Origin of the sequence: Bacillus sp. JJ1127 (assembly GCF_036965845.1) — a bacterium.
In the GTDB taxonomy this organism is placed as follows: domain Bacteria; phylum Bacillota; class Bacilli; order Bacillales; family Bacillaceae_G; genus Bacillus_A.
Map to the genome: position 1 here is coordinate 1 of NZ_JBALQK010000097.1, position 22,005 is coordinate 22,005.

At 36.0% G+C, this 22,005-nt stretch carries 19 protein-coding genes and 1 pseudogene; 12 read left to right on the top strand and 8 right to left on the bottom strand.

What is annotated here, in order from left to right; all coding sequences use genetic code 11:
* Positions 1-210 precede the first annotated feature (210 nt).
* The 3 genes from V7183_RS10985 (at position 211) to V7183_RS10995 (ending at position 3,372) form a co-directional block, all read left to right on the top strand.
* The gene (locus V7183_RS10985; RefSeq protein ID WP_335359527.1) at positions 211-876 is read left to right on the top strand and encodes a response regulator transcription factor; all 666 of its coding nucleotides are present in this window, start codon (positions 211-213) and stop codon (positions 874-876) included.
* The gene (locus V7183_RS10990; protein ID WP_335359528.1) at positions 854-2,299 is read left to right on the top strand and encodes a sensor histidine kinase; all 1,446 of its coding nucleotides are present in this window, start codon (positions 854-856) and stop codon (positions 2,297-2,299) included. Before V7183_RS10985 ends, V7183_RS10990 begins: the two co-directional genes overlap by 23 nt.
* 170 nt (positions 2,300-2,469) lie before the next feature.
* Positions 2,470-3,372, top strand: a complete 903-nt coding sequence (locus V7183_RS10995) for an EamA family transporter (RefSeq protein WP_335359529.1) — start codon at positions 2,470-2,472, stop codon at positions 3,370-3,372.
* Between the two features lie 77 nt (positions 3,373-3,449).
* On the opposite strand, the pseudogene V7183_RS11000 reads toward V7183_RS10995, so the two are convergent.
* Positions 3,450-3,963, bottom strand: a pseudogene (locus tag V7183_RS11000) (class I tRNA ligase family protein); the annotation flags it as partial.
* A gap of 65 nt (positions 3,964-4,028) precedes the next feature.
* Here V7183_RS11000 and V7183_RS11005 point away from each other — a divergent pair.
* The 5 genes from V7183_RS11005 to V7183_RS11025 all read left to right on the top strand — a co-directional run bounded on the left by V7183_RS11005 (position 4,029) and on the right by V7183_RS11025 (position 12,726).
* The gene (locus tag V7183_RS11005) at positions 4,029-4,823 is read left to right on the top strand and encodes a class I SAM-dependent methyltransferase (RefSeq protein ID WP_335359530.1); all 795 of its coding nucleotides are present in this window, start codon (positions 4,029-4,031) and stop codon (positions 4,821-4,823) included.
* Between the two features lie 230 nt (positions 4,824-5,053).
* On the top strand, positions 5,054-5,626 hold the full coding sequence (locus tag V7183_RS11010) for a TetR/AcrR family transcriptional regulator (protein ID WP_335359531.1): 573 nt from the start codon (positions 5,054-5,056) through the stop codon (positions 5,624-5,626).
* Between the two features lie 183 nt (positions 5,627-5,809).
* On the top strand, positions 5,810-8,482 hold the full coding sequence (locus V7183_RS11015) for a YhgE/Pip domain-containing protein (protein ID WP_335359532.1): 2,673 nt from the start codon (positions 5,810-5,812) through the stop codon (positions 8,480-8,482).
* A gap of 610 nt (positions 8,483-9,092) precedes the next feature.
* The gene (locus V7183_RS11020) at positions 9,093-10,787 is read left to right on the top strand and encodes a methyl-accepting chemotaxis protein (protein ID WP_335359533.1); all 1,695 of its coding nucleotides are present in this window, start codon (positions 9,093-9,095) and stop codon (positions 10,785-10,787) included.
* A gap of 247 nt (positions 10,788-11,034) precedes the next feature.
* Positions 11,035-12,726 carry a methyl-accepting chemotaxis protein gene (locus V7183_RS11025; RefSeq protein WP_335359534.1) on the top strand — a complete coding sequence of 564 codons (1,692 nt, stop codon included), beginning with the start codon at positions 11,035-11,037 and terminating at the stop codon, positions 12,724-12,726.
* A gap of 5 nt (positions 12,727-12,731) precedes the next feature.
* On the opposite strand, the gene V7183_RS11030 is transcribed toward V7183_RS11025, so the two are convergent.
* Positions 12,732-13,874 carry a TIGR04053 family radical SAM/SPASM domain-containing protein gene (locus V7183_RS11030; protein ID WP_335359535.1) on the bottom strand — a complete coding sequence of 381 codons (1,143 nt, stop codon included), beginning with the start codon at positions 13,872-13,874 and terminating at the stop codon, positions 12,732-12,734.
* Positions 13,875-14,012: 138 nt separating this feature from the next.
* Here V7183_RS11030 and V7183_RS11035 point away from each other — a divergent pair, with 138 nt between their 5' ends.
* A complete protein-coding gene (locus V7183_RS11035; protein WP_335359536.1) occupies positions 14,013-14,327 on the top strand; it encodes a metal-sulfur cluster assembly factor in 315 nt (104 codons plus the stop codon).
* A 47-nt stretch (positions 14,328-14,374) separates the two neighbouring features.
* Here V7183_RS11035 and V7183_RS11040 read toward each other — a convergent pair whose 3' ends face one another.
* From V7183_RS11040 to V7183_RS11055, 4 genes are all read right to left on the bottom strand, one after another.
* A complete protein-coding gene (locus tag V7183_RS11040; protein ID WP_335359537.1) occupies positions 14,375-16,024 on the bottom strand; it encodes a M4 family metallopeptidase in 1,650 nt (549 codons plus the stop codon).
* Positions 16,025-16,174: 150 nt separating this feature from the next.
* Complete coding sequence (locus V7183_RS11045; protein WP_335359538.1) at positions 16,175-16,873, bottom strand: pirin family protein; 699 nt, start codon at positions 16,871-16,873, stop codon at positions 16,175-16,177.
* 50 nt (positions 16,874-16,923) lie between these two features.
* Positions 16,924-17,334, bottom strand: a complete 411-nt coding sequence (locus V7183_RS11050) for a MarR family winged helix-turn-helix transcriptional regulator (protein ID WP_335359539.1) — start codon at positions 17,332-17,334, stop codon at positions 16,924-16,926.
* A gap of 114 nt (positions 17,335-17,448) precedes the next feature.
* Positions 17,449-17,883 carry a DUF3920 family protein gene (locus V7183_RS11055; protein ID WP_097899416.1) on the bottom strand — a complete coding sequence of 145 codons (435 nt, stop codon included), beginning with the start codon at positions 17,881-17,883 and terminating at the stop codon, positions 17,449-17,451.
* A gap of 295 nt (positions 17,884-18,178) precedes the next feature.
* Between V7183_RS11055 and V7183_RS11060 the strand changes: the two genes are divergently transcribed.
* Complete coding sequence (locus V7183_RS11060) at positions 18,179-18,616, top strand: Dps family protein (RefSeq protein ID WP_335359540.1); 438 nt, start codon at positions 18,179-18,181, stop codon at positions 18,614-18,616.
* A gap of 150 nt (positions 18,617-18,766) precedes the next feature.
* On the opposite strand, the gene V7183_RS11065 is transcribed toward V7183_RS11060, so the two are convergent.
* Complete coding sequence (locus tag V7183_RS11065) at positions 18,767-19,345, bottom strand: TIGR00730 family Rossman fold protein (RefSeq protein ID WP_335359541.1); 579 nt, start codon at positions 19,343-19,345, stop codon at positions 18,767-18,769.
* A 73-nt stretch (positions 19,346-19,418) separates the two neighbouring features.
* Between V7183_RS11065 and V7183_RS11070 the strand changes: the two genes are divergently transcribed.
* Both V7183_RS11070 and V7183_RS11075 read left to right on the top strand, forming a co-directional pair.
* On the top strand, positions 19,419-19,742 hold the full coding sequence (locus V7183_RS11070) for a MazG nucleotide pyrophosphohydrolase domain-containing protein (RefSeq protein WP_335359542.1): 324 nt from the start codon (positions 19,419-19,421) through the stop codon (positions 19,740-19,742).
* A gap of 55 nt (positions 19,743-19,797) precedes the next feature.
* The gene (locus V7183_RS11075) at positions 19,798-20,304 is read left to right on the top strand and encodes a ferritin (protein WP_016112449.1); all 507 of its coding nucleotides are present in this window, start codon (positions 19,798-19,800) and stop codon (positions 20,302-20,304) included.
* Positions 20,305-20,347: 43 nt separating this feature from the next.
* Here V7183_RS11075 and V7183_RS11080 read toward each other — a convergent pair whose 3' ends face one another.
* Positions 20,348-21,529: a NupC/NupG family nucleoside CNT transporter gene (locus V7183_RS11080; protein WP_097899357.1), complete on the bottom strand. Its 1,182-nt coding sequence runs from the start codon at positions 21,527-21,529 to the stop codon at positions 20,348-20,350.
* Positions 21,530-22,005: the final 476 nt, after the last annotated feature.

A 22,005-nucleotide genomic window follows, 5' to 3' on the forward strand; every position in this document is an offset into this window, starting at 1 on the left:
GTTATAATATTTTATAAATTTCACTTTACATACTATAATAGAACTATTATGATTTGCGAGTTGAATCTTTTTTGTTCTAACGTACCATTCCCCTTGCTACTTTCATTACAATTTAATGGCAGGGGCTTCTTACATGTTTAGCGATATAAGCATATTAAAAGTGATGAATTTGAATATTGCAGTAAAAAGCGTTATTTAGGAGGTGTTACTATGACGCATATACTAGTAATTGAAGACAATCCAGATATACAAGAACTAATACGGGAATTTTTGACCGCACAAAATTTTAAAGTTGATGTTGTAGGTGCTGGCACAGAGGGGATTCTTCTCTTTCAAAAGAATTCATATGATCTTCTCCTCCTTGACGTTATGTTACCAGATATAGATGGATATAGTATTTGTAAAATTATAAGAGGACAGTCTAATGTACCAATCATTATGTTAACAGGCTTACATAATGAAGAAAACGAAATTAAAGGTTTTGAACTAGGAATTGATGATTACATTACAAAACCTTTTCACTATGCCGTTTTCATCAAACGGGTTGAAGCTGTGTTAAGAAGAACAACTTCAACAGAGGTTGAAAATACGAATATACTACAATTCCATGAACTCATGTTAAATTCGACAGCGTATGCTGCCTATGTTCATGGTAATCAAATTGAACTAACAACAAAAGAATTTGAAATCATATATACGTTGCTACAAAATCGAGGGAACGTATTATCAAGAAGTGATTTGTTAAATAAAGTATGGGGCTACGAACATTATGGTGATGTGAGAGTAATAGATACACATATTAAAAATATAAGGAAAAAGTTAGGTATTCCTTATATTAAAACGGTGAAAGGCATTGGCTACAAAATCGACTCGTAAAAAAGAGAACATCACCAAAAATATTTTTATTAAAACTATGTTATTTTGTATCCTTTTATCACTTTGCCTTTATCAAATTATGTATTTTCTATTATCAAATTATGATAAAAAACAGCAAGGTCATTCTATAAATGCTGGAGAAGTGCAAAAAACAGAAAATGCACCATCCAATTCAAAGAATGCAGAAAGTAAAAGTGAACAAAATAAAGCATTTTCGGGAAACTCCCCCCAGCTTCCGCCTTCTAGTATAGATGTTCAAACTCTCTATACAGCACTCAGTCATATTTTACAAAATAACCAAAAGGCAAAAGCAAAAGAAAATGCACATACGCAGAGCCCTTCTGATAAACAAAACAAAAACGAATCACTTACACAACTAGAAAAGCAATCCGATAAAAATGTTGCTTCTGATGTAACAGATGCAAAAAACAAATCAAGTGATGATACCAATCTCACAGATGCATTAAAACAGCTTGCTCCGCGTATCGTAATTACAATGTTAACTATCTCACTGCTCGGTTCTTTAATTTATACAAAATTAATTGCCAAACCGTTTCAATATATGAGTGAAGCGTTAAAAGAAATTATGAACCTTGATTTTTCAGATAAACCACAGGTAAAAACGAGTACGCAAAAAGAAGATTATGATTTACAGACTATAGCTTTGCAAGCACAACATACTGTAAAAAACTTACATGAAACAAACAAGGATTTAAGAAGTGAATTGAAAAAAGAACAAGAATTAGAGAAATCTCGCAAAGAATTTGTGTCTATGTTATCTCATGAATTAAAAACACCAATCGCAGCCGTCATGGGGCAATTAGATGGAATGATTCATGGGATAGGCGCCTATAAAGATCGGGATAAATATTTAAAGCGCTCCTATGAGATGATGCAAGATATTAACATTTTAACAGAAAAAATGTCAGAATTATCCAAAATACAAAACCCTCAATTCACACCACATTTAGAAATTATTCCTTTGTCAACCATTATTGAGGATGTTATGAAGAAAGTAGATTATTTCGTAAATGTGAAGCAGTTAAAGATTCAATCTAATATTAAGCAAGATGTACAAATTTTAGCTGATCATAAGTTTATTCAAACAGCTATTTTTAACATTATTTCAAATGCAGTTCACTATACAATTGATCATCAGCATGTATACATAAAGCTATATGAGAAACCAAATAGTTATGCATTAGAAGTGTTAAATACAGGCACACAAATTGACGAAGAAAAATTAGCTCATTTATTTGAACCTTTCTATCGTGCAAATCCTGGAAAACATGGTTTAGTACAAGGAAGTGGTCTAGGTTTATATATTGTAAAACAAATATTAGATAAGCATCAGTTTCCTTATGGGATTCAAAACACGCCCCAAGGCGTAAAATGTTCTATCGTTTTCCCAAAAGCAATGTAAAGGAGATTTGACTCTTCTTACGCTTCGAAATACAATAGGAAATAGAATTTCATACCCAAACTCATATTCCTTGATGAGTGGCGGAATTTTGTAGAGATCTGACTCTGTTTCGTTCGCCCGTTGTCCTTAGTTGGACAGCGGGCGTTTTTTATTTGCAAAGGGGGATTTTTATGGAGAAATGTAAGTTTTCATTATTAGTTTTATTTGGAGCCTGTAGCTACGGCGTGCTTTCTACTATTTTCAAACTCGGCTTTATGAATGGATTTTCTTCACACCAGCTATTAGGAGGGCAATATGTATTTGGATGGATCGGCTTGTTACTGCTCGTTCTTTTCTTTTCACGGCATACAGTGCCCAAAAAGCAAGCATTCTCCTTATTAGCTGTCGGAACAACAATGAGTATGACTGGTATTTTCTATGCCATTTCTGTGGAGGAATTACCTGCTTCCATTGCCGTTGTTCTACTTTTTCAATTCACATGGATTGGGGTAGTCATTGAAGCAATCGCAAATAAAACATTCCCAAGCCGCGAAAAAATCATATCTATTATTATTTTATTTACGGGAACATTATTTGCTGGCGGTGTCTTTGAAGGGCTTGGACAAAATTTTTCAGCAAAAGGCATTATCTTTGGATTACTAGCTGCTGTTTCTTTTTCCTTTTATGTCTTTGCAAGCGGACGCGTTGCGACAAATGTACCGCCCTATATAAAAAGCTTTCTCATGACAACAAGCGCTACACTTATTGTCTGCTTATTCTTCCCACCAACATTCTTAACTGATGGTGCCTTGCAAGCTGGATTATGGAAATACGCTTTCTTTCTAGGGCTCTTCGGCGTTGTTGTGCCGGTCATTTGCTTCTCAATTGGTGTACCAAAAGTAGGAACAGGACTAGGAACAATCTTAGGTGCAGCTGAACTACCAACAGCGATTATCGCTTCCATTACACTTGTTCATGAAGCTGTATCAATGATGCAGTGGTTTGGTATCGCTTGTATATTACTGGGAATTTTTGCGCCGCAACTTCTTACTGCAAGAAAAGAGAAAACACGTTCAATCAACCAAAGCATCTAAAAAAGAGCACATGATGTGCTCTTTTCACTTCTGTGTCCCACATAACTTTGCAACTTCTATTTCAATTTGCCCTATATAAAATTCGCAATAAGATACACACAATTATAGATTGTTTCTTCACATAAATCAGGGGCTTCTTCTCTTTATTTCCACAGCTGCTTTTCATCAAAATATTTATTTACAAAACGCACTGCTTCAAAGATTGTTTCTAATGCTACTTTAAAATGAGCTTGCTCAATAGCAGCTCCTACACTGCTATATAACTCTTCTACCTTTTTCTCTAATCCTTTCTTTATCGTTCCTTTTGGCACGATACCATCATAATATTTCTCAATGAACTTCAATGTGCGATTCACAAAGTTCCCATATGCTCCTAACAATTCACTGACTATAAATAAATTCACACCAAGAAAAGTCTGTATCACGATTTTCTGGTGCATTCACTGTTAAAAAATAACGAATGGAATCAGGATCATATCTTTCTAATATACCTGGTACCCATACTGCCCACTTTTTACTTGTTGATAATTTTCGTTTTTCAATTGTTGAATACTCATTGGAAACGATATGACGCGGGAGTGCTTTTTCTCCAAAGAAAAAAGGAATTATAATCTTCCTTACGAATATTTATATGTTCAGAAAAGGGAGTGATTTCATTGGATCAACAACAATTAAGTACCGTAAATAAAAAAAGTTGGAGTGCAGCCGCCTATGAAGCCTGGATCAATCGGCACGGTACGCCAAAAGAATATGCAAAAAAACTCATGCAAGATTCTGCCCAGGAAGTAGCCTACTACTTACCTTACATACAGAATCTCCACGGAAAACGGATTATCAATTTACTCGGCTCAAAGGGAAATAAAGCTGTCGCATTCGCCCTACTAGGCGCTAACGTAACCGTTGTAGATATTTCTGAAAGCAACGCAAAGTATGCAAATGAACTAGCAAATGCTGCTGGGGTTTCTATTGAATACATCGTTTCAGATGTATTAGAAATTACTCCTTCTAAAACATTCGATGTTGTTTTGTTAGAGCTAGGTGTACTCCATTATTTTTTAGATTTGAAGCCGCTCTTTACATGTATCTCACAATTATTATCTGACGGTGGTATTTTTATACTTCGTGATTATCATCCTGTTTATACAAAATTATTAGCAATAGATCATCCCTCGTTTCAAGCAAACGGTGATTATTTTTATGAAGAACTGATTGAAAATGATGTTGCCTACAGCATGCTACTTGATGAAGCGCAGCAAGAATCATTACCAAAAACGAAAATTCGCCGCTGGACATTAGGAGAAATCATTACAGAAATCGCGCAGACAAATCTCCGTATTGAAAAACTTATTGAAGAACGCGGTTCCCATCAAAGATGGGTCTTCCCTTCTTCTGCACCAGAAGGAATAGAAGAACGCATTCCGGGGCTATACACATTAATCGCTACAACTTAAAAAAAAGCCTCATACGAAGAAAATAAAATGCACCTACCATTATACAGACGGGTGCATTTGTTTATTTTTATGTTCGTTTGATACAATAAGAAGCAATAAATTTCATTTGTCACGGATTAAAGATGTAAGATTGTAAAAATAAAACTTGAAAACATTGGGAATCTATAGTAATATCATAAACGTACTATTTGACCATTATATTCATTCAGTCATTTTTTGGAGGTGAAAACGTGGCAATTGATCGAAAACGAGCAATTATTGAAGCGGCAACAAAGTCTTTTTCTGCATTTGGTTATAAAGCAACAACAATGGACCAAGTTGCAAAGCTTGCCAACGTTGGAAAAGGGACAATTTATACGTTTTTCAGAAATAAGGAAGAGCTGTTTGGTGAAATCATTTCCAATCTAATTGCAGAAATGAAGCAAGTAGCAGAAATGGCAATTGATTCAAATGTACCATTTTTTGAAAACGTACACCGTGCTTTATATCGTATTTTAGAATTCCGTAAAGATCATCAACTCATGATTAAGCTCATTCAAGAAGAACGAGATATGGGAACAAAAGAAGTACAAGATGTGATGAGACAATTGGATTTGACAATTATTACGTTTATTAAATCTCGCCTTGAAGTTGCAATTGCAAAAGGTGAGATTGCAGAATGTGATCCAGAAATTACAGCATTTATTATGCTTCGTTTATATGTATCACTCATTTTTGATTGGGAAAAACATCATGAACCGTTAGAAAAAGAGCATATCGCTGAACTTTTTGAATTATATTTATTAAAGGGATTGTCAAAATGAGATAATCCTCTTATTATTATAAATTATGACTGATTGAACGTTACGGTCATAATTTAACAAATAGGAAATTGTAAGAAGATAACAACACATACGAGAGGATGAATTGGTAGTTATTTTCTTCTTTTTTTTACAAAAATGACCAATTGAACAAATCGGTCAATATTTTAGAGGGAGGGACAAACGATGCGTGGATTGAAACTGCTTGGAAAAGAGTTTGCTACGATTATCAGAAGCAAGAAAATCTTAGTTCCAATTATTGCAGTCTTATTTATTCCAGTATTGTACGCTGGTATGTTCTTATGGGCGTTTTGGGATCCATATAGCCAATTAGATGATTTACCAGTTGCAGTTGTAAACCTTGACAAAGGTGTAGTGTATAATGGAAAACCGATTGAAGCCGGTAAGGAACTTGTTGATAATTTGAAAGAAAATAAAAGCTTCAAATGGGAGTTTGTCAGCGAGAAAACAGCAAAAAAAGGGATGGACGATCGTAAATACTACATGACGATCCGCATTCCAAAAGACTTCTCTGAAAATACAACAACACTGTTGGATGCAAACCCTAAAAAATCAAAACTAGAGTACATTCCAAATGAGAGCTTAAACTTCTTATCTTCACAAATTGGCGGATCAGCTATTGAAAAAATCAAAAGTGAAGTATCAAATTCGGTAACGAAAACGTACGCTGAGACAATGTTTGATTCATTAAAAGATGTTTCTAAAGGTTTTGCTGATGCAAGTGAGGGAGCTGGTAAGCTTCATGATGGAACGAATCAATTAAAAGATGGCTCACAGCAAATCACAGATGGTTTAGGTGAATTATCTAAGAAAACGAATAATGGATTGAACCAATTAGCAACTGGTTCTAATCAAATTACGAATGGCTTAGGTGAGTTGAATAGTAAAGTAAGCGCAATGCCAGGTGGAGTGAATCAGTTATTAAACGGTTCACAACAAATCACAGATGGTTTAGGAAAATCAGTTACTGGTTCTCAGCAAATTGCAGGAGGTTTAGGAGAAACAGTTACTGGTTCTCAGCAAATTGCGGGAGGTTTAGGTCAATTTGTAAATCCAAAAGGAGAATTTCAAACAGGCCTCAATACGCTTTCTAAAGGTTCTAATCAGTTAGCGAATGGTCTTGGTCAACTTCAAGGTGGTCAAGAAAAATTAGCTGCTGGAGCAACAGACATACAAAAAGGTATTCAAGATACAAATGCGGGCTTAAAAAAATCATTAGCCGGTGTAACAGATATGCAAAGTAAGTTACCAGAGCTAACAAAATGGTCTGAAAAAGTAAGCAATGGAGCAAATGATCTAGCTCAAGGTGTATCGCAATGGAAAGAACAAGCTGATAAGCTAAGTACTGGTGCAAATACAACAGCAGATGGAGCAAAAGCTGTTGCTGATGGCTTAGCGGCGCTAAATGGAAAATTGAAAGACTTACCTGAAGAAGATAAGCAACAACTACAACAACTCATTGCAATGAGTCAAAAAGTAGCCGCAGGTACATCAGAGGTTGCACAAGGTGCACAAGGACTTGCTGGAAAAGAAGGTGCTGGAAAAATTCAAGAAGGAGCCCAGCAAGTTGCCGGTGGAGCAAAAGCTGTTCACGACGGCCAAGTTTCATTACAAGCTGGTGTCGGTGCATTGAAAGATGGGCAGCAACTGCTTGTAAACGGTACAAATAAATTAGCAGAAGGGCAACAATCATTTGTAGCAAACTCCCAAACTTTTGGTGAAAAATTAAAAGAAGCAGCGACTGGTGCAAGTGCTATAAATGGTGGTTTAGGTCAACTCTCTAATCAAGCGACAGCAGGCTTAGGTCAGTTGTATACTGGAGCAAATAAATTAGCAGGTGGCTTAGGTCAATTATCTACAGGAGCAAACGAGTTAGCAGGTGGCTTAGGTCAGTTAGAAAATGGCTCCGGAAAAATGACAGGCGGTTTAAACGAACTTGCAAGCAATGCTGGCCCACTCGCAAACGGAGTAAATGCTTTATTTGATGGATCGCAAAAAATTTCAGGCGGACTAGGTCAATTCGTAGATCCAAAAGGAGATTTCCAAAGCGGTTTAGCTCGTTTACAAGACGGTTCAGGTCAAGTAACGAATGGACTAGGTGAAGCCAATGACGGTTCAAAAGAACTTGCAACAAAACTTGGCGAAGGCGCTGAGAAAACAAGTGAAACAAAAGGTGACGAGAAGAAATATGAAATGTTCGCTAATCCAGTGAAAGTGAACACTGAGAAAACGGCAGAAGTTCCAAACTACGGAACAGGCTTTACACCGTACTTCCTATCTCTTGGTTTATTCGTTGGGGCACTGTTATTATCTATCGTGTTCCCATTACGCGAAACAGTTGGTATACCAAAATCAGGATTTAGTTGGTTTATTAGTAAGTTTGGTGTACTTTTTGCAGTTGGTGTGATTCAAGCACTTGTTGCGGATGCAGTATTACTGTTCTGGTTAGGTGTTGAAGTACAAAGTATTCCATACTTCGTATTATTTAGTATTATTACAAGTTTATCATTTATTACGTTAGTTCAATTCTTAGTAACCACTTTCAGCGATGCAGGACGCTTCATTGCGATCTTGACATTGATTTTACAGTTAACAACAAGTGCGGGTACATTCCCTCTTGAGTTAATTCCGAAACCACTGCAAGTCTTTAACGCATGGTTCCCGATGACATATTCTGTATCAGGATATAAAGCGGTTATTTCAAGCGGAGATTTCAGCTTTATGTGGCAAAATGCAGGCATTTTAATGATTTTCATTGTTCTGTTATCACTTGGAACAATTGGAACATTAACTTGGATGCATAAGCGTCAATACGGAAAACTTGCGGAAGCAGAGTAAATGAAAGAAGCTGTCCCAAAAGGTCGTTGAATAACGACCTTTTGGAGGCAGCTTTTTATTTTTACTTTTATATTTAAATATCTAGTTTTGGGTTATTATGATGATTTAGGCCTATCATTGCGGCTCTTTTGCTATTTGATTACTTATTGCTGCCCATTTCGGTTAGCGGAATCATGCAAAAAAGGATCCCTTTACGGATAGGATCCTTTTTCACATGCTTAACGCATATAAGTTGAGGTTGGAGATTACCATAATTCTGTAGAATAGGACACAAGGTATTTCAACATTTTTCTCTGACTTACGTAGTCAAAAGGGGTATGACCAACATAACGAAGAGTAACGTTTTTTGTTGATATTGATAATCGTTATCAACTAATTAGAAGTATACATGATGTTTTCTAAAAATACAATCGTATTTCATATTTTATCTAAAAATTTTTCTCGGCCAAATGTAGACATTTTCTGAACATTCATGCACATAAAATATTCTTCTTCCATTATCTGCTATACTTCTATTGAACAGATTAACAACTTTACAATAAGAAAATCTTTAATCTTGTTCCTTATATGCTAAAATCATAATAAACAGTTTTAAAGGTGGGGGATAATTATGAAATATGTTGGAATTCGAAAAAAGCTACTCTTCATGCTCTTAGGTATTTGTTCATTATTTAGTATTGCACTAATTATTATTCTTACATTTGCTACGACCCAAGCACGTGAAGCAGACACCCTAGAACATGATGTTTCACGAAGAGCAGCTATTTTAAAAGACCGTGGTGATTGGTTTCAAGCACAAGTTGCTGGTTTACAAGAATACTTACTATCACATGACCAAAAAGGATTAGAGAAATTTAATAGCGAAGGAAAAAAATTAGCCGATACACGTAAAGAAGTAACGAGTGATAAAAGCATTCCAGAAGGGATGAGAGAAGCTATCTTAATGGGAGGAAAATGGCGTAGTGTAATAGATAATGAAGTGCTTCCACTTGCACGTGAAGGTAAATGGGAGGAAGCATCAAAAATTGCAATGGAGCAAACTGATGTTGTCAATGATCTTTTAAATCGATTTACAAAATATGCAAATGATGAAAGAGAAAAACAAAACCAATTAATTGAGAGCATTCATAACTCAACAAAATTCATTCAATATGTAATTGTTTTTTCACTTATTATATGTACAATCCTCGCCATTCTACTAGCATGGTGGTTCTCTGGTAAACTCGTTAAGCCAATCCACCAAATCGATTCCAAATTAAAAGAATTAGCTTCTAAGGAGGGCGACTTAACTGCAAGATTAGATGTAAACAGTAAAGATGAACTTGGTGATATTGCACATTCCTTTAATCAAATGCTCGGTAATTTGCAACATATTATTCAGCAAGTTCAACAAACATCTACAAATGTGAAAGAGGCATCTGTCAGTATGTTTACAACAACAACCGATTCTATGGATGCTGCATCACAAATTCAAGCTACAATGCAAACACTTGACCATAATATTCGCTCACAAGTGTCCAGTATCGAGGAAAGTTCAACAGCAATGGATGATATGTCCACAAGTGTGCAACGTATCGCAGAATCCGCTTCTTCTGTTGCACAACTAGCCGTGACAACTTCCGAAAAAGCTGATGATGGCGGAAAAGTGATTGAAAAATCAATTTCACAAATGAATACAATACATGATGCAGTCAATGCTACATCCAAAGTGGTCGAACGTCTCATTACACATACAAAGCATATCGATACAGCTGTGCAATCTATTTCTAATATTGCGGAACAAACAAATTTATTAGCTTTAAATGCATCCATTGAAGCTGCCCGTGCTGGTGAGCAAGGAAAAGGATTTGCAGTTGTAGCAGATGAAGTTCGCAAGCTTGCCGAACAATCTAAAACAGCCGCAACAGATATTAATCATTTGCTTCGTCAAATCCAAGATGACACACAAGCAGCCAATAACATGATGACACAAGGACAGTCAGAAGCATCCCAAGGAATCACAGTTATTCGTACCGCTGGCTCTTCTTTTACAGCAATCGTTAACCACATTAATGAAGTTTCTACGCAAATGCAAGAAATGTCTGCGACTGCTGAAGAAATGGCTGCAAGTGCTGAAGAAATGAATGCATCCTTAAATAGCATCGCTTCTATTTCAAATGAGGTTGCAGCTGAAACAGCTCAAACATCACATTCAGCCGGCACACAAGCAAACGTTATGAAAGAAGTCGCAACAAAATCATCAGAAATGAAAGCTACCGCTCAAGACCTAGAAGCACTTGTTTCTCATTTTAAAACAATTTCATAATTCAAATCATCTTCAAAAGAGAGGCTCTTTAACAGCCTCTCTTTTTCTATTATCTTCCGCATATTAAAAAGACATAAATATGTGCTTACAAAGGACATATTATACCTTCCTCTATACGCAACTGTCTGCTATAATTCCTAGTGGAAGAAAAAAGCTTTATTCCAAAATAAAAAGGAGTAGGGCTTTCTTTTGGTTTTATATATAAGGTAATCTTAATAAAATAATTTTTAAAAGGAGGTTTTATCATATGAGTTTTATCAGTATTCGTAAAAAACTGATGTTCATGATGATAACAACTTGTGCTTTATTTGGCATTGCATTAGCTTTTATTTTATTTTTTGCTATTGATCAATCACATAAAGCCGAAACATTACAAAGCGATATCTCTCCTCTAGCAACAGAATTTGCAGAACGCGGGGATGCTTATCAAGTACAACTTTCTGCTCTAAGAGGATATTTATTACAGCATGATCAAGCAGAACTAGATAAATTTCATGAAATGAGCAAACGTCTAGAAGATACGAAAGATAAACTTCTTTCTAACTCTCATATCTCTCAGCAAGTAAAAGATACAATGCAGTCAGGCTCCACTTGGAGGCAATTTATTGACGATAAAGTCGTTCCTCTTACAAAAGACCAAAAATGGGAAGAAGCGGTACAACTTGCTTCAACAGAAAATGGCACTGTCTATAAAGTAATTGGTGATTTCACAAACTATAGCAATGAACAGGCGAAAATACGTGACCAATCTATTCAACAAATTGACCAAACATCCTTAATAATTGAATCTATTGTTTTCTTATCCCTTGTGATCTGTAGTATTGCTGCTATTATTCTTGCATGGTGGTTCTCTGGTAAACTTGTTAAACCAATTCAACAGATTGATACAAAACTAAAAGAATTGGCATCTCAAGGCGGTGATTTAACAGGCCGTTTACACGTAAACAGCAATGATGAAATTGGCGAAATCGCAACTTCCTTTAATAAAATGTTAGAAAACTTACAACATATTATTAGTCAGGTTCAAAAAACATCTATTGAAGTACAACATGCTTCTGAAAATATGTTAGAAAAAACAAGTACATCACGAGAGGCAACAATACAAGTTCAAAATACAATGTCTCATTTAGAAACGAGCATTCAATCACAAACTTCCAGCATGGAAGAAAGCTCAACGGCAATGGATGATATGGCTATTAGTGTTCAACGTATTGCTGAATCTGCTTCATCTGTCGCAGAGCTAGCCGTCGCTACTTCTGAATATGCGAATGACGGCAGTGCAGTCATTCAAAAATCTATTACACAAATGACAACAATCCATGAAGCAGTCAATGCCACATCACAAGTGGTCGAACGTCTAATCACCCATACAAAGCAGATTGATATGGCAGTACAGTCAATCTCTAATATTGCTGAACAAACAAACTTACTTGCTTTAAATGCTTCCATTGAAGCTGCTCGCGCTGGTGAACAAGGAAAAGGATTTGCGGTTGTAGCGGATGAAGTTCGCAAACTTGCAGAACAATCCAAAACTGCTGCAACAGATATTAACCAACTGCTACATCAAATTCAGAACGATACGGAAACAGCAAACTCCATGATGTCTCAAGGACAAGCTGAATCATCTGAAGGAATTCATGTAATTCGTGAAGCTGGTACTTCCTTTACAACCATTGTAGGACAGGTGAACCAAGTCTCCACGCAAATACAAGAAATCTCCGCGACTGCTGAAGAAATGGCTGCAAGTGCTGAAGAAATGAACGCTTCTCTCAATAATATTACTGCCATCGCTAATGAAGTATCGTCTGAAACAGCTCAGACTGCTCAATCAGCTGAGAAAAAAGTTATCGTTATGAATGAAATGGCTTCTACAGCAAAACAAATGAAACAAACAGTAGAAGAATTAGATACACTCGTATCTCGTTTTAAAACAGAGTAGTTCTCTTATACAAGCATTTCTTTGTAAAAAGAATGCTTGTATTTTTTTATCATGTATTTCCTTAAGGTTTTCGGTATATACACACAATACGGTTCACTTTCTAAATAATCTCCTGTCACTGCATATGTTCTTGCACGAGAGCCTCCACATATATAACGGTACTCACACTTTCCGCACTTCCCCTTATAATTATCTGGATTACGTAATGCTTGAAAGATGGGAGAATCACGATAAATATCTCGCAAACGATTTTCTCTCACATTCCCTGCTCTTACTGGTAATAATCCACTTGGATATACATCTCCAATATGTGAAATGAATACAAATCCATTTCCATCATTCACACCTTTTGGTGCCCTGCCTAAACCGTCTATTTTTCCAGTTAAACCATTTTGCAGCGCATATTCATACCGAATTGCATCATCTCTTTTGCTCTCTCTGTTTTTTTGCTGCATAACAACGCGGCGATAGTGCTGGGCTGCTGTTGTCTTTATATCAAACGATGCTATTTTACCTATTTCATATAACTTCCGAAATACAAGTTCATGTTCTACTGGTGAAATCATATCAGCAATGTTACCTCTGCCAGTTGGAACAAGAAAAAAGACACTCCATAGTACGCCGCCTAGTTTCTCAACAAGCGCTGCCATTTTCTCCACTTCATGAATATTATATTTAGAGATTGTTGTATTTACTTGCACAGGAATTTGTAACTCATTTAAATACTGAATGGCTTCCATCGTAAGCTGAAAAGACCCTTCTGTCCCCCGAAAACGATCATGTGTCTCAGCTGTAGCACCATCAATACTAAAGGCCCAGCGTGCAAGTCCCACCTCTTTTGCTTTTAAAATGGCTTCTTTCGTTACATTCGGAGTCGCACTAGGTGTCATCGAAACACGTAACCCTTTTTGAATTGCATAATCTGCCAGCTCATAAATATCTTCTCTCATTAGGGGATCTCCACCTGAAAAGACTAGCATCGGTTCATTCATTTCATATATTTCATCAATCAAATTCTTTCCTTCATCAATATTTAATTCCCTCGGGTCTCTCCTATACTGTGCTTCAGCCCGGCAATGCAAATATTTCAATTCACAAGCACGTGTAACTTCCCATATCACAATAAAAGGATTTTCATTATAGTCCATCTTTAAAATCTCTCCTTCCTTATACTTATCATCAGTATAAGAAAGTTCCTCCAAAAACACTGTGAGCTATTTCACTGCATCTTTATCTTATTTCCTTTATAATGAGAATGGATATCATTCATATTAGGGGTGTTGTGCATGTCACAAGAATTCGAAGAGAAATTATATGCCAATTTAGAAGCTGTTATTGATCCTGAACTAGGGGTTGATATTATCAATCTCGGATTAGTATATGACGTTACAGCAGATGAGAATAACAATGCTGTCATTACAATGACAATGACTTCTATCGGTTGCCCAATGGCTGGACAAATCGTTTCAGATGTTAAAAAAATACTATCAACAAATGTACCAGAAATCAATGAAATAGAAGTGAATGTAGTTTGGAATCCACCTTGGTCAAAAGAGCGCATGTCACGTATGGCGAAAATCGCTCTAGGTATCCGTGATTAAATGCAGAAAAAAGACCTGACAATCGAGTCAGGTCTTTTCCATTTCTATTATTTTACTCCTACTGCATCATAAGCTTTCGTTACAGCTTGTACCGCTTTAGAGTTTTTACCATATAAATCTTCTGCAGATTGAATTGCAGCTTGGCGCATCATTTTAAAGTTGGAGTTTGCAGTTAAATATTTTGTAAGCGCATGATAGTAAATTTTTTCTGTTGCTTCGCGACCAACACCAGCAACTTTCACACCGTAATGCTCGCCACCTTCAGACACTAAATATGCCGCCTTGTTATTGATACTACTGTTAATATGAACGCCGCCATTATCATATGGTCCTGTGTAGCGTTTACTGTAATGATCTGGATAACCTTCTCCAGGCTTTAATGGATTCGGAATAGATGCTGGATCTTTCAGAGAACGAAGGGCATCTCCTTCGATACCAGGTGTGTAAATATCAGCACCTAGATCCCAGCTTTTTTTCTCAACCATTACACCCATAATATCGGATACTGATTCATTTAATGCACCTGACTCATTTTGGTATACAAGGTTCGCCGTATGCTCTGTTACAGCATGTGTTAACTCATGCCCAATAACATCTAATCCTGCAGATAATGGAATAAATGTTGTTCCATCTCCATCACCATACATCATTTGCACACCATTCCATGCTGCGTTATTCCACCCTTCACCTACGTGAACAGAAGAAATTAACTTCGCGCCTTGATTATCGAAAGAATTACGGTTAAATGTCTTTTTATAATAGTCATATACTTTTCCTGCGTTCACATGCGCATCAACAGCAGCTTTATCTTCAAAGAACTTTGATTTACTTTCTACTTCATCACCTGTGTATCCAAGCCATTGTGATAAAAGATTAAATATATTCTCGTCCATATTATCTGCGTTAAACGTATGAACACCTTTCCCACGTTTGCCATCAAATAAATTGAACGCTCCTGTTTTCTCATCTTGAGCAATCTCAAATGATTGTTTGTTTCCTAGCACACCATAACCAAATCCAGTAATTTGATCAATGGCATTATATTTCTCAATGACATTTCCATTTGTTGCATCAACAAAATAATGCCAATATCCTGGTGCTGGTTTTGAAATCGATGCTTTTACAAGATAGGCAAGATAGTACTTCCCATCTTTTTCATACACATACAAATCTTTTTTCACACCATCATATTTATTCACTTTACCAATTTGTTTTTCAATATCAGCTTTTGCGACATTTACAGCTTGTTCATTTGTAATGTTCGCTGCAGTTGGAATATTTTTATCTTCTAAATTCGGGATAACTTGTCCGAAAAATGCTTTCACATTATTATCTTTATCAAGCGCAACTGTTTGATCTGATCCATACACAGGAATATTATTATGTTTTTCAACTAACTTCACATGTGTTGTACCTGATTCAGCATCCTTTTCCTCCCCAACAATGTTGAAATGTTTCTCTATATTTCCTGCTAGTTTAAACATGTCTTTCTTACTCTCTAAATACTGAAATACGGTTTCTTTTTTATCTAACCCTTCTGGTGCTTTCCATTCCTCACCTATGTAAGCTGGTGTTTTAAATTCTTGGTGATATTGAATTTGTTGCTCTTCCGCTTGTGTTTTCGTTGCCCCAAATGCACCAAATCCCCCAATAATAACAGATAAAGCCAATACTGATGAAACGACTTGCTTTTTCAATCTAACACTCCCCATTCCCCAAAAATTTTTGACACTTTTATACATTTCTGAAAAACAAAAATGATACCTGCCCAAAAATATTGAGAAATAGTTTCCTTACAATTCCATCCAAAAAGGGAGCATCCTGTTAGATGCCCCCTTCTTCATTCATTATTGTTTCTTCATTTCAATTGCTAAATAATGAGATTGCTCTTTCGCTTGAATGTGAATATCTTCTTCGACCACTTCTGCTGCATCACGCATCACAAGTGTCTCACCATTTACAACGCCACTTCCTTCAATTTGCACAAGATAAACTTGGCGTCCTTCACTAACAGGGAAGCTAATCTCTTTTCCTGCTTCTAAAGATAGAGAATATAAATTTGCATCTTGATGGATTGCAATTGGTGCATCGCCATCAACTGGAGACACCATATGGAACCATGTATTTTCACGCTCGCTCCAATCAAATTTAAACTCACCGTAATTTGGTGTATGCCCAGCACGATCTGGTAAAATCCAAATTTGTAATAAACGCAATGTCTCATTTCCTAAATTGTGTTCACTATGAAATACACCTGTACCTGCACTCATATATTGAACATGCCCACGCTCAATTGTACCACGATTTCCCATGCTATCTTGGTGTGTTAATTCTCCATCTACAACGTAAGAAATAATCTCCATATCGCGATGCGGATGCATATCAAATCCTGTTTGTGCGGCTACTAAATCATCATTAATAACACGAAGCGCTCCAAATCTCATATTGTCTGGATTGTAATAATCCGCGAATGAAAAATGAAAATGTGTATTTAACCAGCCGTGATTTGCTCTTCCCATATTTTTATGATCAATTTTTTCAAACATATCCTTCACCTCATATTATCTCGAATTCGAGATATTTATTTTAAATTTTTTTATTGTAACTTTCGAAATAATTCTAATAATTGCTTTTGCTCATTGCGATCTAGCTTACCAAATTGTTCTGCTTGAAATGTCTCTTGCGGCGGAACAGCTTCTTCATATAAAGCTCTTCCCTTTTTTGTTAACGAAAGATATTTTGTAGTGCCTTCCTGTTCTCGCCTAATCCAATCAAGCTGCTCCATCTTATTTAAGAGCTGCGTAATATTCCCTTTTGTAACAAATAGCTTCTTTCCAAGTTCCTGCTGTGTTAATCGATCTTGTCCTCCGATTTGAGCTAAAACATCAAATTGTGCAGCAGATAAACCCCATTTTTTCAAATGCTGATTTGTCTCGCGAACGCTTCTGTTATAAAAGCGCGATAAACGGAACCATAATAATAATCCAAGTCTTTCTTCTGCTTTCATTCCATCACCTCGCTTGTTTGATACAATTAGTTTAGAACTAAACTTTATAAATGTCAACTACTTTACTTTAGTAAGTTACAAACCAAGTCATAGTGATGTTTGCACCACTATGCCTTAGTTTACATTCCTTCTCATATATTCATTCATTTTACGCTCCGCGAATGCACGAGCATCTTTCTCAATCCACCGTACCTCATACACTTCTTTTTCCACATACAATACGTTATTCTCATGCTGCATCGAATGCCGAAATTCATGTAGTAAAGTTTTGAGCACTTGCTCATATCGTTCCCACATACAAACAAAAATTACTTGTTTTTCTTTATGATAAAAACCGTTCAAAGGAAATAAAAATTCTTCTTCCTCTTCTCCTAATTTTACAAGTACGTCATTTGTATCACACGTATCGCAAAAAATAACTGGGACTTCTCGTCTCTCAATCAGTGAAAATACATCCTTTTTCACCTGCTGAATATCCCACGGAAATTCTGAGTCCAGCACGTACCAATTCCCAGCTTGCTGATATACGTTTTGAAACTGGAGTTCCATTGCCCTCCATTCTCCTTTCTAAATTCCCTTTTTCTATATATATGCCACCATATAGGAAAAAATAAACACATATTGCAATATAAAGTGAAACTTTAATCAATGGGATTTTTCTTCATCCCCACTGATGATTAGCCCTCATCAATCAGGCTTTTACGGACAGAGTAACATTATATCTAATTAAGGAAATATTAAAAAATAATGTTTGAAAAAGGCTTGATTTATATCGTTTACTATATTATAATAATTATAAATTAGTAAACGATATAACATAATAACTCAAAAGGAGATTGATCATATGAACACACAAGTAATCACAGTATTAAACAAACAGGTAGCAGACTGGAACGTATTATTTACAAAACTACACAACTTCCATTGGTATGTAAAAGGACCTCAATTCTTTACACTTCATGAGAAATTCGAACAATTTTATACAGAAGCAGCTGGACATATCGATGAAATCGCAGAACGTATTTTAGCAATTGGTGGTAAACCAGTCGCAACAATGAAAGAATACTTAGAACTATCTTCTGTTCAGGAAGCAGCTTACGGAGAAACTGCCGAAGGGATGGTTGAAGCAATTATGAAAGACTACGGAATGATGTTAGATGAATTGAAAAAAGGGATGGAAATCGCACAAGGCGCTGACGATGAAATGACGTCTGATTTACTACTTGGCATCTACACAGAACTAGAGAAACACGCTTGGATGCTACGTGCATTCTTAAATTAATCCGAAAAACAAATATAAAGGCATCCCAAAACGAGAGGGATGCCTCTTTTTATATACGCTGTATTTTTCCAATTAAACACGTAAAAATACGCATGTTCTTTTCTATGAAAAAGGAACATGCGCTTTTCATTCGATTGCTTACTTATTGGATTATGATAGCTGTTTCCACTTATTCCCCATTACAGGTCGTTCATAACTTTTCATGTTCGCCAATAACTCTTCAGCAGTAGTTGCTGAAACAATTAACCCTTTGTTTGATGGATTCATAAATCCTTCTTCTGCAGCACGATCGACCATTTGCAGAATTGGACTATAAAAATCTTTAATATTTAATATCCCAACAGGCTTGTCATGAATTCCAATTTGTGACCAACATACAACCTCGAATAACTCTTCAAATGTTCCATAGCCACCTGGTAAAGCGATAAAAGCATCAGCAAGTTCTCCCATTTTCGCTTTACGCTCATGCATTGTTTCCACTTCAATAAGTTCCGTTAACCCTTTATGAACAATCTCTCCGCGGAATAAACCACGCGGCATAACACCTGTTACACGTCCGCCTAAACGCAGCACTTCATTAGCTATCTCACCCATTAAACCAACACATGAACCACCGTATACTAATTCACAATTATTTTGCACAAGTAATTCCCCAAGCTTAATTGCTTGTTCCTTAAATTCAGGTCGTTCTCCTAGATTCGAGCCCGCAAACACACAAACCTTTCTCATATCCACACCCCAAAACCATATATTGTCATGTTACAATGAATATTGTACAACATATTGAGGGGATGAGAAAGAAATGGATATTGCCGAATTTCAAAGATGGGTTGAGGAATTTTACGAAAAACGAAGCTGGTCACAGTATAACTCTTTTATTCGCTTAAATTTCTTAACAGAAGAAATTGGAGAAGTTTCACGAGTTGTGCGTGCCATCGAAATTGGACGTGATCGCCCAGATGAACAAGCAAAGCAAACAGAGGAATTAAAAATGGAATTAAAAGAAGAACTTGGGGATGTACTTGCCAATCTCATTATTCTTTCTCAAAAATATGATTTAGACTTACAAGATATTATGGAAGCACATGTGGAGAAGCTGTCTAAACGTTTTGAAGAAAGTAAATGAGAACATTTATCAATTGTGATATAATGGTTCCGACAACATACAAAGGAGAGAATTTATGTTATCTACTAAATTACACGATGCGCTTAACGACCAAATGAATTTTGAATTTTACTCTGCCCATGTTTACATGGCAATGGCTGCTTACTGCACAGCAGAAAGCTATGATGGATTTGCAAACTTTTTCCTTGTACAAGCAGAAGAAGAGCGTTTCCACGCAATGAAACTTTACAATTACATTAATGACCGCGGAGAGCGCGCCATTATTACTGGATTCGAAAACCCTAACAATGAATATGAATCTGTTTTAAGCGCATTTGAGATCGCACTTGAGCATGAGCGTGAAGTAACAAAGCGTATTTACAACTTATCTGATATCGCTTGGGATGAGCGTGAACACGCTACAATTACATTCTTAAAATGGTTCGTTGACGAACAAGTCGAAGAAGAAGCTTCATTCGATAGTATCATCCAGAAATTAAAACGCATCACAAGTGATTCTAACGCTTTATTTATGTTAGATGCGGAATTAGAAAAACGTACGTTTACTCCTCCTGCTGAGTAAATAAAAAAGCAATGAGCTCACGCGCTCATTGCTTTTCTTATTCTTATAGCATAACCCCAACGATAACCGCTGATAATATACTTACTAACGTTGCACCATATACAAGTCTTAATCCGAAAGAAGATACAACGTTTGCTTGTTTGTCATCGATACTCTTCGTTGCTCCTGCAATAATCCCGATAGATGCGAAGTTTGCGAAGGATACAAGGAAGATTGATAAAATACCTACTGTACGAGCTGATAAATCGCCAGCTACTTTTCCTAAATCAATCATCGCAACAAATTCGTTTGTTACTAATTTTGTTGCCATAATTTGTCCTGCTTGCAACATTTCTGATGCTGGAATACCCATAATAAATGCTAATGGTGAGAAAATGTATCCTAAAATGCTCTGGAATGTAATTCCGAAAATAGAATCAAATACACCGTTAATTGCTGTAATCAATGCTACGAATCCAATTAACATTGCTGCTACTGTAACTGCAATAGAGAATCCAAGCATAATGTACTCGCCTAGCATTTCAAAGAACGTTTGCTTCTTATCTTCTTGCAATTCTAAAATATCTTCTTCTTCACTTACATCATAAGGATTGATAATATGAATGATAATAAATCCACTAAATAAGTTTAAAACAAGTGCTGTTACAACATACTTAGGATCAAGCATTTTCATGTAAGAACCGACGATTGACATTGATACTGTTGACATAGAAGATGCACAAAGTGTATATAAACGATTTTTTGGTAATTTGCTAAGTTGATCTTTTACTGTAATAAATACTTCCCCTTGACCAACAATTGCTGCTGCTACTGCATTATAAGATTCAAGCTTTCCTAAACCATTTACTTTACTTAATAAAAATCCAACTGCTTTAACAATGATTGGTAAAACTCTAATATGTTGTAGTATCCCAATTAACACCGCTAGGAAAATAATTGGAAGTAATACTGAAAGGAAAAACGTAAACTCTCCTTTATTTACAATTCCACCAAATACAAAATTAACACCAGATTCCGCATATTTTAAAATAGCTCCAAAGCCATCTGAAATTCCTTTTACTAACACATACCCAATCTTTGTATTTAATAAGAAGTATGCCAATGCTAATTGAATAACAAGCATAATTGCAATTGGTTTATATTTAATTTTCTTCCGATCTGAACTTACAAGAAAACCTAGTACAAATACAGCAAGTAAACCGACTAGAAACATGACTATTTTCATGTGTGAATCCTCCACTTCCTATGAGTTATTGGTTGTCCAACGAATGACGTCTGACCATTATTGATAAAAAAATAAGAACCTCGAACATACTATTTACTTCAAACTGTAACATAAAATCAGTAAGCGTTTACATAAATTGCAATTTATAATTAGTGGTCTTTCCTTCTCTACTCGATTGAAAGTATGAAACTGATACCACCCACAAACAAATTGTAAGCGTTATCTAGATGAAATGCAACATAATTTTTTCAATAAGTCATATGTTAATTTCTCCCTCAAATCTCTATCATTGATATTCTGGAATACAAAAAAGCAATAAGCCCTCGCTCATTGCTTTTCATTTTTATAACATTACCCCAACAATAATTGCTGATAAAATACTAACTAACGTTGCACCATATACAAATCTTAGTCCGAATGAAGAAACAACGTTTGATTGATTTTCATCGATCCCCTTCATATAAATCCATTTTCAT